Origin of the sequence: Streptococcus mitis SK597 (genome assembly GCF_000148545.1) — a bacterium.
Taxonomy (GTDB): Bacteria; Bacillota; Bacilli; order Lactobacillales; family Streptococcaceae; genus Streptococcus; species Streptococcus mitis_C.
In genome coordinates this window covers 22815-35129 of the sequence record NZ_AEDV01000097.1, presented here as the reverse complement: position 1 = coordinate 35129, position 12315 = coordinate 22815, and the positions used below count along the sequence as shown (strand labels likewise).

Annotated in this window: 13 protein-coding genes; 11 read left to right on the top strand and 2 right to left on the bottom strand. The window is 36.7% G+C overall.

Annotation, left to right across the window (positions count from 1 at the left end):
• Positions 1-103 precede the first annotated feature (103 nt).
• The gene (guaB, locus tag SMSK597_RS12290) at positions 104-1582 is read left to right on the top strand and encodes an IMP dehydrogenase (protein WP_000073401.1); all 1479 of its coding nucleotides are present in this window, start codon (positions 104-106) and stop codon (positions 1580-1582) included.
• Positions 1583-1631: 49 nt separating this feature from the next.
• Here the strand turns inward: guaB and recF are convergent, their stop codons facing one another.
• The gene (recF, locus tag SMSK597_RS12285) at positions 1632-2729 is read right to left on the bottom strand and encodes a DNA replication/repair protein RecF (protein WP_000266652.1); all 1098 of its coding nucleotides are present in this window, start codon (positions 2727-2729) and stop codon (positions 1632-1634) included.
• 2 nt (positions 2730-2731) lie between these two features.
• Positions 2732-3100 (bottom strand): S4 domain-containing protein YaaA, encoded by a 369-nt coding sequence (gene yaaA, locus SMSK597_RS12280; protein ID WP_000455891.1) that lies wholly within the window; start codon positions 3098-3100, stop codon positions 2732-2734.
• 158 nt (positions 3101-3258) lie between these two features.
• On the opposite strand from yaaA, the gene yfmF reads away from it, so the two are divergent.
• The 10 genes from yfmF (at position 3259) to pcsB (ending at position 12308) form a co-directional block, all read left to right on the top strand.
• Positions 3259-4509, top strand: coding sequence for an EF-P 5-aminopentanol modification-associated protein YfmF (gene yfmF / locus SMSK597_RS12275; protein WP_000424282.1), 1251 nt, complete (start codon positions 3259-3261; stop codon positions 4507-4509).
• Complete coding sequence (gene yfmH, locus SMSK597_RS0103370) at positions 4506-5789, top strand: EF-P 5-aminopentanol modification-associated protein YfmH (protein ID WP_000170198.1); 1284 nt, start codon at positions 4506-4508, stop codon at positions 5787-5789. Before yfmF ends, yfmH begins: the two co-directional genes overlap by 4 nt.
• A 41-nt stretch (positions 5790-5830) precedes the next feature.
• Positions 5831-6673 carry a cytoskeleton protein RodZ gene (gene rodZ, locus SMSK597_RS12270; protein WP_001227963.1) on the top strand — a complete coding sequence of 281 codons (843 nt, stop codon included), beginning with the start codon at positions 5831-5833 and terminating at the stop codon, positions 6671-6673.
• Positions 6674-6683: 10 nt separating this feature from the next.
• On the top strand, positions 6684-7229 hold the full coding sequence (gene pgsA, locus SMSK597_RS12265) for a CDP-diacylglycerol--glycerol-3-phosphate 3-phosphatidyltransferase (RefSeq protein WP_000712138.1): 546 nt from the start codon (positions 6684-6686) through the stop codon (positions 7227-7229).
• Positions 7226-8053: an energy-coupling factor ABC transporter ATP-binding protein gene (locus SMSK597_RS12260; protein WP_000835705.1), complete on the top strand. Its 828-nt coding sequence runs from the start codon at positions 7226-7228 to the stop codon at positions 8051-8053. Before pgsA ends, SMSK597_RS12260 begins: the two co-directional genes overlap by 4 nt.
• Positions 8038-8877 (top strand): energy-coupling factor transporter ATPase, encoded by an 840-nt coding sequence (locus tag SMSK597_RS0103365; RefSeq protein WP_000510417.1) that lies wholly within the window; start codon positions 8038-8040, stop codon positions 8875-8877. Before SMSK597_RS12260 ends, SMSK597_RS0103365 begins: the two co-directional genes overlap by 16 nt.
• On the top strand, positions 8870-9664 hold the full coding sequence (locus SMSK597_RS12255) for an energy-coupling factor transporter transmembrane component T family protein (RefSeq protein WP_000377900.1): 795 nt from the start codon (positions 8870-8872) through the stop codon (positions 9662-9664). Before SMSK597_RS0103365 ends, SMSK597_RS12255 begins: the two co-directional genes overlap by 8 nt.
• A 59-nt stretch (positions 9665-9723) precedes the next feature.
• Entirely contained in the window at positions 9724-10542 is an 819-nt protein-coding gene (gene mreC / locus SMSK597_RS12250) for a rod shape-determining protein MreC (protein ID WP_001078991.1), read from the top strand.
• On the top strand, positions 10542-11036 hold the full coding sequence (gene mreD / locus SMSK597_RS12245) for a rod shape-determining protein MreD (RefSeq protein ID WP_001249460.1): 495 nt from the start codon (positions 10542-10544) through the stop codon (positions 11034-11036). The genes mreC and mreD overlap by 1 nt, the downstream gene beginning before the upstream one ends.
• A 93-nt stretch (positions 11037-11129) precedes the next feature.
• Positions 11130-12308 carry a peptidoglycan hydrolase PcsB gene (gene pcsB / locus SMSK597_RS12240; protein ID WP_000727019.1) on the top strand — a complete coding sequence of 393 codons (1179 nt, stop codon included), beginning with the start codon at positions 11130-11132 and terminating at the stop codon, positions 12306-12308.
• Positions 12309-12315 lie beyond the last annotated feature (7 nt).

The window sequence follows — 12315 nt, the reverse complement described above, 5'->3', positions numbered from 1 at the left end:
TTTTATTTACCCCTGTAACATTTGACAAATTTTTATAGAATGGTATGATAGATACAATATAAAAAGAGTCAAGCTCAAAAATAAAGAAAAGAGGAAACTTCGAATGTCTAATTGGGACACTAAATTTTTGAAAAAAGGTTTTACCTTTGATGATGTATTGCTTATTCCAGCTGAAAGTCATGTGTTGCCTAACGATGCAGATTTAACAACTAAATTGGCAGATAATCTGACTTTAAATATCCCAATTATTACCGCTGCCATGGACACAGTTACAGAGAGTCAAATGGCCATTGCTATTGCTCGTGCAGGCGGTCTCGGAGTTATCCATAAAAACATGTCAATTGCTCAACAAGCGGACGAGGTTCGCAAGGTAAAACGTTCTGAAAATGGAGTTATTATTGACCCCTTCTTCTTGACGCCTGAACATACAATTGCTGAAGCAGATGAGCTTATGGGACGTTACCGCATCAGTGGTGTTCCAGTTGTTGAAACACTTGAAAATCGTAAATTGGTTGGTATTTTGACAAACCGAGATCTTCGTTTCATTTCAGATTATAACCAACCAATCTCAAACCATATGACTAGCGAAAATCTTATTACTGCTCCTGTTGGTACAGATCTTGCAACGGCTGAGAGTATTCTTCAAGAACACCGTATTGAAAAACTTCCTTTAGTAGATGAAGAAGGTCGTCTTTCTGGTTTGATTACTATCAAAGATATTGAAAAAGTTATTGAGTTTCCAAATGCGGCTAAAGATGAGTTTGGTCGTCTTCTAGTTGCAGGTGCAGTAGGTGTTACTTCAGATACATTTGAACGTGCAGAGGCTCTTTTTGAGGCAGGAGCGGATGCGATTGTTATTGATACTGCGCATGGTCATTCTGCAGGTGTCTTGCGTAAAATTGCTGAGATTCGTGCTCACTTCCCAGATCGTACTTTGATTGCTGGAAATATTGCAACTGCTGAGGGAGCGCGTGCCCTTTATGAAGCAGGTGTAGACGTTGTCAAGGTTGGTATTGGACCAGGTTCTATCTGTACTACTCGTGTGATTGCTGGTGTTGGTGTTCCACAAGTAACAGCTATCTATGATGCTGCAGCTGTTGCGCGTGAATATGGTAAAACGATCATTGCTGACGGTGGAATCAAGTATTCTGGAGATATTGTAAAAGCCCTTGCTGCAGGTGGAAATGCAGTTATGCTTGGATCAATGTTTGCTGGAACTGATGAAGCTCCAGGCGAAACTGAAATCTTCCAAGGACGTAAGTTCAAGACTTATCGTGGTATGGGATCAATTGCTGCTATGAAGAAAGGTTCAAGCGATCGTTACTTCCAAGGTTCTGTCAATGAAGCAAATAAACTTGTTCCAGAAGGAATTGAAGGTCGTGTTGCTTATAAAGGAGCGGCAGCTGATATTGTTTTCCAAATGATTGGTGGTATTCGCTCTGGTATGGGTTACTGTGGTGCAGCTAACCTTAAAGAACTACACGATAATGCTCAATTTATTGAAATGTCTGGTGCTGGTTTGAAAGAAAGCCACCCTCACGATGTACAAATTACTAATGAGGCACCAAATTATTCTATGTAAAAGAAATGAAAAGAACTCCTGCGAAAACAGGAGTTCTTTTACAATGTTGTCAAGTTTTATTTACACTAACTTTACCACCCTGAATAGTAAAGATACTTAGATTTTTTGGCAGATTTTGAAGATGATCTAAGCTTGTTGTTGTGATAAAGGTTTGAACTGAATGTGAAATCGTTTCTAATAATTTTAGTTGTCTAGTGTTGTCAAGTTCGCTCATAACATCGTCAAGTAGTAATATTGGAGATTCTGTAGTAATACTTTCCATTAACTCGATTTCTGCTAATTTTATAGAGAGGACTAGACTACGATGTTGACCTTGACTTCCAAAACTAGCATCCATCCCATTTATATAAAAAGAAATATCATCTCGATGAGGCCCAATACCAGTATTCTTTTTAAATAAATCTCTAGACCTACTTTTTTCTAAAGCAATTTTGAAAGATTCTGATAAGTCTTCTTTGTCAGTTATCTTGACAGAAGATTGATAGGATATTGACAGCTCTTCAATCTGATTAGAAAGTTCAAAATGTTTCTTACGACCAAATGCTTCTAGTTTTTTTATGAAATCTAAGCGGTGATTCATTACACGACATCCATAATCAACTAGCTGATCATCTAGTACTGAAAGGAAGGTTTCATCTATTGTTTGAGCTGATTTTAGATAAGTGTTTCTTTGTTTTAGGATGTGATTATAATTGGTTAAATCTGATAAATAGATTGGCTTAATTTGTCCAAGTTCCATATCAATGAATTTCCGTCGAACCGAAGGTGCTCCTTTAATTAGTTGTAAATCTTCAGGAGCAAATAAGACAACATTCATGTGTCCCACATAATCTGAAAGGCGTGCCTGTTTTAAGTGATTAACTTTTGTCACACGTCCTTTTTGTGTTAGTTCGATTTCTAGAGGAATGGATCCAGTTTTTTTCTGAACGAGACCTGAAAGATGAAGTTGATCCTCATCAAAATGAATGAGATTTTTATCTGTTCGAGTTCGATGACTACGCGTTAAGGCTAAAAAATAGATAGCCTCTAACATATTTGTTTTACCTTGTGCATTGCGTCCTAAAAAGACATTTAATTTAGGATTAAAGTCTATTTTCGTCTCTTTGTAGTTACGAAAAGTTTTGAGAGATAGGTGTTGTAGCCACATGATTATCTACCAGGGAATCGCGGAGCTTGTCTGCTTTTGGGTGATGAAGCAGGTTTCGATTTGTCTTTTTTTACTCCCTTATTCATCTCTTTGACGAGTTTAGCGATTCGTTCTTTTTCAACTTTATCAGCTTGGTATTCATCTTGTTCTTCAAAAGTAGGTTGTGTCAACAAGATGTCAATATTCATGTCAGGGATGTCAACTTTATCACCAATACGAAGTTTTTTACCACGACGATTTTCTAATTCCCCATTAAAGTAAACAGAATGTTCAGAGAGAAATGATTTAATAGCTCCTCCGCTATGTGTAATTCCAAGTTCTTTGAGTAGTGCTTGGAGGGTAATAAATTCTTCAAATAATTTGTATTCCATAATTCACCTCAATCTTTGGTATTATACCATATTTTCCTAAAAATAGTGAGAGAAATAGGGAGAAATGTAAGCGATTTTTATTTCAAAAGTGTTACAGAGAACAAGAAAATTTCAGGTTTTCGTGATATAATAGAAGTCTGTATATAAGGAGGTAAATCATGGAGTTAGTGCATGGAATTTCAACACATTTTATCCAATCAAAAAAGTTTAAAACGAACAAAATTACCGTGCGTTTTACAGCTCCATTATCTCTTGATACGATTGCAGGTCGCATGTTGAGTGCGAGTATGCTAGAGACTGCTAATCTGATGTACCCTACTTCTCAAGCTTTGAGGAGACACTTGGCCAGTCTATATGGTACAGATATGTTAACCAATTGTTTTAGAAGAGGGCAAAGCCACATTGTAGAATTGACATTTACCTATGTTCGTGATGAGTTTTTAAGTAGGAAAAATGTGCTAACTTCTCAGGTTTTGGAACTAGTAAAAGAAACTCTTTTTTCACCCGTAGTAGTTGATAATGGGTTTGATTCGGCCTTATTTGAAATTGAGAAAAAGCAATTGCTAGCAAATTTAGCAGCTGATATGGATGATTCTTTTTATTTCGCACATAAAGAATTGGATAAATTATTTTTTTATGATCAACGTCTTCAATTGGAATATAGTGATTTACGAAATCGTATTTTAGCTGAAACTCCAAAAAGTTCTTATTCTTGTTTCCACGAATTTTTGGCCAATGATCGAATAGATTTCTTTTTCCTAGGTGATTTTAATGAGGTTGAAATTCAAAATGTATTAGAATCATTTGGCTTTAAAGGTCGAAAAGGAGATGTGACGGTTCAGTATTGTCAACCTTATTCCAATATACTTCAGGAAGGTATGGTTCGGAAAAATGTGGGACAATCCATTTTGGAATTAGGTTATCATTGCCCTTCTGAATATGGTGATGAGCAACATTTACCCATGATTGTAATGAATGGTTTACTTGGTGGATTTGCTCATTCTAAACTCTTTACAAATGTCCGTGAAAATGCTGGATTGGCTTATACTATTTCAAGTCAGCTCGATTTGTTTAGTGGATTTTTAAGGATGTATGCTGGTATTGATCGAGAAAATCGTAACCAGGCTCGTAAAATGATGAATAATCAACTGATTGATTTAAAAAAAGGTTATTTTACAGAGCTTGAGTTAGAGCAGACCAAGGAAATGATTCGTCGGTCTTTGTTGCTTTCTCAAGATAATCAAGGTTCATTGATTGAACGTGCTTATCAAAATGCCTTACTTGGGAAATCTTCAGCAGATTTTAAAGGTTGGATTGCAAAACTCGAGCAAGTTGACAAAGATGATATTTGTAGAGCGGCTAATAATGTGAAACTACAGGCGATTTATTTTATGGAAGGAATAGAATGACAAAGGTTGTTTTTGAAGAAAAATACTATCCAGCTGTAAAAGAAATGATTTATCGAACTCGTTTGTCAAATGGATTAACAGTTGCTCTTTTGCCTAAAAAGGAATTTAAAGAGGTTTACGGGAGTGTAACTGTCCAGTTTGGTTCGGTAGATACGCTTGTCACAGAAGTTGACGTAGGTGTAAAACAATATCCTGCAGGAATTACTCATTTTCTTGAACATAAATTATTTGAAAGAGAAGATTCTAGCGATTTGATGTCAGCTTTTACGAGTCTAGGTGCAGATAGTAATGCCTTTACAAGCTTTACAAAAACAAGCTATCTTTTTTCAGCAACGGATCATTTTTTAGAAAATTTAGACTTACTTGATGAATTGGTAACATCAGCACACTTTACTGAAGATTCCATTTTAAGAGAGCAGGATATTATCCAGCAAGAACGAGAAATGTATCAAGATGATCCAGATTCGTGTTTATTCTTTTCAACTTTAGCGAATTTGTATCCTGGTACTCCTTTAGCAACTGATATAGTTGGAAGTGAGGAGTCGATTTCTCAAATCAATCTAACTAATTTGCAAGAAAATTTTACAAGATTTTACAAACCTGTAAACATGTATCTGTTTTTAGTTGGTGATTTTGATGTGGAGCAAGTACAGGACTATTTTGAAAGAAAAGAATTGAAAGATTTAGATGTTCAGGAAGTAGTAAGAGAAAAAATTGTTTTACAGGCTGTAAAGCAAACAGACAGTATGAGAATGGAAGTATCTTCTCCCAAACTAGCGATTGGAGTTAGAGGTAAGCGAGAAGTTGCTGAGGCGGATTGCTATCGATATCATATTTTATTAAAATTATTGTTTGCAATGATGTTTGGTTGGACTTCGGATCGTTTTCAAAAGTTATATGAATCAGGTAAAATAGATGCTTCCTTATCTCTTGAAATTGAAGTAACAAGTCGCTTTCATTTTGTCATGTTGACAATGGATACGAAAGAGCCAGTTGCTTTATCTCATCAATTTAGGAAGGCCATTCGTAATTTTACAAAGGATTTAGATATTACAGAGGAACATTTAGATATTATCAAAAGAGAGATGTTTGGCGAATTTTTCAGTAGCATGAACTCTCTTGAATTTATTACAACGCAATATGATGCTTTTGAACATGGTGAGACAATTTTTGATTTACCAAAGATTTTACAGGAAATTACTTTAGAGGATGTCCTTGAAGCTGGACATCATTTAATAGATGATGGTGACATAGTTGATTTTACAATATTCCCATCGTAGTAACCTATCATAATTGACACTAGAAAGAAGGGATGACAAGTATGAGGAAAAAAACAATTGGTGAGGTTTTACGATTAGCTAGAATCAATCAGGGATTGAGTTTAGATGAATTGCAGAAAAAGACAGAAATCCAGTTAGATATGTTGGAAGCAATGGAAGCAGACGATTTCGATCAACTTCCAAGTCCTTTTTACACGCGTTCTTTCTTGAGAAAATATGCATGGGCTGTTGAGTTAGATGACCAAATTGTCTTGGATGCTTATGATTCTGGGAGTATGATTACTTATGAGGAAGTAGATGTTGATGAAGACGAGTTGACAGGTCGTAGACGTTCAAGTAAGAAAAAGAAGAAAAAAACATCATTTTTACCTTTATTTTATTTTATCCTTTTTGCCTTATCTATTTTAATTTTTGTGACCTATTATGTTTGGAACTATATTCAAACCCAACCAGAGGGGCCTTCTCTTTCTAATTACAGTGTGGTTCAATCAACAAGTTCGATAAGTTCAACTAGCTCTGTTCCCCACTCCTCAAGTAGTAGTTCATCTAGTAGTTCTTCTAGTATAGAATCAGCTATAAGTGTATCAGGTGAAGGAAATCATGTAGAAATCGCTTATAAGACAAGTAAGGAAACAGTTAAACTGCAATTGGCAGTTTCAGATGTTACAAGTTGGGTCAGCGTTTCAGAAAGCGAACTTGAGGGCGGTGTAACCTTATCACCGGATAATAAAAGTGCAGAAGCAACAGTTGCAACTAAAAGTCCTGTAACCATTACGTTAGGTGTTGTAAAAGGTGTTACTTTGACAGTAGATAATCAGACTGTTGATTTGTCGAAGTTAACAGCGCAGACTGGGCAAATCACTGTAACCTTTACTAAAAATTAAGGAAAAACGAATGAAAAAAGAACAAATTCCCAATCTCTTAACAATAGGTCGAATTCTCTTTATACCTATTTTTATCTTTATTTTAACAGTAGGAAATTCGATAGAGAGTCATATAGTGGCGGCTATTATCTTTGCTATTGCCAGTATTACAGATTATTTAGACGGATATTTAGCTCGTAAATGGAATGTGGTCAGTAATTTCGGTAAATTTGCAGATCCTATGGCGGATAAACTACTAGTTATGTCGGCTTTTATTATGTTGATTGAGCTAGGTATGGCTCCGGCTTGGATTGTTGCAGTGATTATCTGTCGAGAGTTAGCTGTGACAGGTTTAAGGCTGTTACTGGTTGAAACTGGAGGAACAGTTTTAGCAGCAGCAATGCCTGGAAAAATTAAAACTTTTAGTCAGATGTTTGCGATTATTTTCTTGCTATTACATTGGACTTTGCTTGGTCAAGTTCTACTTTATGTAGCCTTATTTTTCACTATCTACTCTGGCTATGATTATTTTAAGGGTAGTGCCTATGTATTTAAAGGGACATTTGGTTCGAAATGAAATCAATAATTGATGTAAAAAATCTTTCTTTTCGTTATAAGGAAAATCAGGAATACTATGATGTGAAGGATATTACGTTTCACGTGAAACGTGGAGAATGGCTTTCGATTGTAGGACATAATGGTAGTGGTAAATCAACGACGGTTCGCTTAATTGATGGTTTACTGGAAGCAGAATCCGGAGAGATTGCAATTGATGGCCAACGGCTGACTGAGGGGAATGTTTGGAGTATACGTCGTCAAATCGGTATGGTTTTTCAAAATCCAGATAATCAATTTGTTGGAGCGACTGTTGAGGATGATGTTGCCTTTGGTTTGGAAAATCAGGGCCTTTCTCGTCAAGAAATGAAAAAGAGAGTGGAGGAAGCTCTGGCTTTAGTTGGCATGTTGGACTTTAAAAAGAGAGAGCCAGCGCGTCTATCGGGTGGCCAAAAGCAACGTGTGGCTATTGCAGGTGTTGTAGCCCTAAGACCAGCTATTCTAATTCTAGATGAAGCAACGAGTATGTTGGATCCTGAGGGTCGTAGCGAACTGATTGAGACAGTAAAAGGAATTCGAAAAGACTATGATATGACGGTCATTTCCATTACACATGATTTGGAAGAAGTTGCCATGAGTGATCGTGTGTTGGTCATGAAAAAAGGGGAAATTGAATCAACTAGTAGTCCAAGAGATCTTTTCTCTCGAAATGATTTAGATCAAATTGGATTAGACGATCCTTTTGCCAATCAATTAAAACATTCTTTGAGCCAGAATGGCTATGATTTACCTGAAAATTATTTGACAGAAAGTGAGCTAGAGGATAAGCTATGGGAATTGCTCTAGAAAATGTGAGTTTTACATATCAAGAAGGTACTCCCTTAGCTTCAGCAGCTTTGTCGGATGTTTCTTTGACGATTGAAGATGGTTCTTATACAGCTTTAATTGGGCACACAGGTAGCGGTAAATCAACTATTTTACAACTCTTAAATGGTTTATTGGTTCCAAGTCAAGGGAGTGTGCGAGTTTTTGATACCTTAATCACCTCGACTTCTAAAAATAAAGATATTCGTCAAATTAGAAAACAAGTTGGCTTGGTATTTCAGTTTGCTGAAAATCAGATTTTTGAAGAAACGGTTTTGAAAGACGTTGCTTTTGGACCGCAAAATTTTGGAGTTTCTGAAGAAGATGCGGAGAAGATTGCGCGTGAGAAACTGGCTCTGGTTGGAATTGATGAATCACTTTTTGATCGTAGCCCATTTGAGCTGTCAGGTGGACAAATGAGACGTGTGGCCATTGCAGGCATACTTGCCATGGAGCCAGCTGTATTAGTCTTAGATGAACCCACAGCAGGTCTGGATCCCCTAGGGAGAAAAGAGTTGATGACCCTGTTCAAAAAACTCCACCAGTCAGGGATGACCATCGTTTTGGTAACGCATTTGATGGATGATGTGGCTGAATATGCAAATCAAGTCTATGTGATGGAAAAGGGACGTCTAGTTAAGGGTGGTAAGCCAAGTGATGTCTTTCAAGATGTTGTCTTTATGGAAGAAGTGCAGTTGGGAGTACCTAAAATTACGGCCTTTTGTAAACGATTGGCTGATAGAGGCGTGTCATTTAAACGATTACCGATTAAGATAGAGGAGTTCAAGGAGTCGCTAAATGGATAGTATGATTTTGGGGCGTTATATCCCAGGGGATTCGATTGTTCACCGATTGGATCCACGTAGCAAATTGCTTGCTATGATGTTACTGATTTTAATCGTTTTTTGGGCTAATAATCCCTTGACGAATTTAATTCTTTTTATAGCGACAGGAATCTTTATTGCCTTGTCCGGAGTATCTCTTTCATTCTTTATTCAGGGCTTGAAGTCTATGTTTTTCTTGATTGCCTTCACAACTATTTTTCAACTGTTTTTCATTTCTAATGGGAATGTTTTAATTGAGTTTTCGTTTGTAAGAATCACGGATTATGCATTGCAACAAGCTGGAATTATTTTTTGTCGCTTTGTATTAATTATTTTCTTTTCAACTTTGTTAACCTTAACAACCATGCCCTTAAGTTTGGCATCAGCTGTCGAAGCTTTGTTAGCGCCTTTAAAGCGTGTGAAAGTTCCAGTTCATGAAATTGGCTTAATGCTATCTATGAGTTTGCGTTTTGTTCCGACCTTAATGGATGATACGACGCGGATTATGAATGCACAGAAAGCTCGTGGAGTTGATTTTGGTGAAGGAAGCATTGTTCAAAAAGTAAAGACGATGATTCCTATTTTGATTCCTCTTTTTGCGACAAGTTTAAAACGTGCAGATTCCTTGGCTATCGCCATGGAAGCGCGTGGTTATCAGGGTGGAAAAGGCAGAAGTCAATACAGACAATTGAAATGGACTCGAAAGGATACGCTGACCATTCTTGTTGTTCTCGTACTTGGTTGTTGTTTATTTTTCTTAAAATCTTAGTAGATTTCAGGAATTGATAAAAAAGTTACTGTAACAGTTTTTGATATAAAGGTAGGGATATGAACCGTTTTAAAAAATCAAAATATGTCATTATTGTTTTTGTCACTGTTCTGCTTGTCTCAGCTCTCTTGGCGACGACTTATTCAAGTACAATTGTGACAAAATTAGGAGATGGAATCTCATTGGTTGATAGAGTTGTGCAAAAACCTTTTCGGTGGTTTGATTCTGTCAAATCAGATTTGGCTCATTTGACACGAACATATAATGAAAATGAAAGTTTGAAGAAACAGATTTACCAATTAGAAGTTAAATCAAATGAGGCGGAAAGTTTAAAGACAGAAAATGAACAATTGCGTCAATTGCTTGATATGAAGTCCAAGTTGCAAGCTACAAAGACTTTGACAGCAGATGTTATTATGCGTTCTCCGGTATCTTGGAAGCAGGAGTTGACCTTAGATGTAGGCAAATCAAAAGGAGCTTCTGAGAACATGTTAGCCATTGCAAATGGTGGTTTGATTGGGAGCGTTTCAAAAGTAGAGGAGAACTCTACTATGGTTAACCTTCTGACAAATACGGAAAATGCTGATAAGATTTCTGTTAAAATTCAACACGGCACTACCACAATTTATGGAATTATTGTTGGCTACGACAAGGAAAATGAAGTTCTTAAAATTAGCCAATTAAATAGCAATAGCGATATTAGTACAGGCGATAAAGTGACAACGGGTGGATTAGGAAACTTTAACGTTGCGGATATTCCTGTTGGTGAAGTGGTTGCCACAACGCATAGTACGGACTATTTGACACGAGAAGTAACTGTTAAGTTGAGTGCAGATACTCATAATGTGGATGTGATAGAATTAGTGGGGAATTCATAATGAGACAGTTAAAGCGGGTAGGAGTGTTTTTATTGCTACCTTTCTTGGTTCTAATTGACGCCCATATTAGCCAGCTTCTGGGCTCATTTTTCCCCCATGTACATTTGGCTAGTCATTTTCTTTTTCTATTTCTCTTATTTGAGACGATAGAAGTATCAGAGTATCTCTACCTAGTCTATTGTTTTGTGATAGGCTTGGTTTACGATGTTTACTTTTTCCATCTAATAGGGATTGCAACTCTCTTATTTATCTTATTGGGAGCCTTTCTTCATAAATTGAATAGTGTTATTTTGTTGAATCGTTGGACGAGAATGTTGGCAATTATTGTCATGACTTTTTTATTTGAGATGGGAGCTTATATACTTGCATTAGTGGTAGGTTTAACTGTAGATAGTCTGCCGATTTTTATCGTTTATAGCCTAGTACCATCCATGATTTTAAATCTTGTGTGGATGCTTATTTTTCAGTTTATTTTTGAAAGATATTATCTATAAGAAAGAAACAAAAATGTAACAAAGGCGTAATATTCATTAGGCCTTTTTTTGGTATACTAGTATTGTCTTTAAAAGAAGGAGTATCTATGTAATATGAAGAAAAAAATCTTAGCGTCACTTTTATTAAGTACAGTAATGGTTTCTCAAGTAGCTGTTTTAACAACTGCGCATGCAGAAACGACTGATGACAAAATTGCTGCTCAAGATAATAAAATTAGTAACTTAACAGCACAACAACAAGAAGCCCAAAAACAAGTTGACCAAATTCAGGAGCAAGTATCAGCTATTCAAGCTGAGCAATCTAACTTGCAAGCTGAAAATGATAGATTACAAGCAGAATCTAAAAAACTTGAGAATGAGATTACAGAGCTTTCTAAAAATATTGTGTCTCGTAATGATTCTTTGGAAAAGCAAGCTCGTAGTGCTCAAACAAATGGAGCTGCAACTAGCTACATTAATACAATTGTAAACTCAAAATCAATTACAGAAGCTATTTCACGTGTTGCAGCAATGAATGAAATTGTATCTGCTAACAACAAAATGTTGGAACAACAAAAAGCAGATAAAAAATCAATTTCTGAGAAGCAAGTGGCAAACAATGACGCAATTAATACAGTTATTGCAAATCAACAGAAGTTGTCTGATGATGCACAAGCTCTAACAACGAAACAAGCTGAGTTGAAGGCTGCAGAATTAAATCTTGCTGCTGAAAAGGCGACAGCAGAAGATGAAAAAGCAAGTTTGCTAGAGAAAAAAGCAGAAGCAGAAGCGGCAGCAAAAGCAGCGGCAGCAGCAGAAGCAGCTTATAAAGAAAAACAAGCTAGCCAACAGCAATCAGTACTTGCTTCAGGTAATACAAACCTAACAGCACAGGTACAAGCAGTATCTGAATCTGCAGTAGCACCTGTTCAGGCTAAAGTACGTCCAACATATAACACAAATGCCTCAACTTATCCAATTGGTGAATGTACCTGGGGAGTAAAAACATTGGCACCTTGGGCTGGAGACTACTGGGGTAATGGAGCACAGTGGGCTACAAGTGCAGCAGCAGCAGGTTTCCGTACAGGTTCAACACCTCAAGTTGGTGCGATTGCATGTTGGAATGATGGTGGATATGGTCACGTAGCGGTTGTTACAGCTGTTGAATCAACAACACGTATCCAAGTATCAGAATCAAATTATGCAGGTAATCGTACAATTGGAAATCACCGTGGATGGTTCAATCCAACAACAACTTCTGAAGGTTTTGTTACATATATTTATGCAGATTAATTTACAG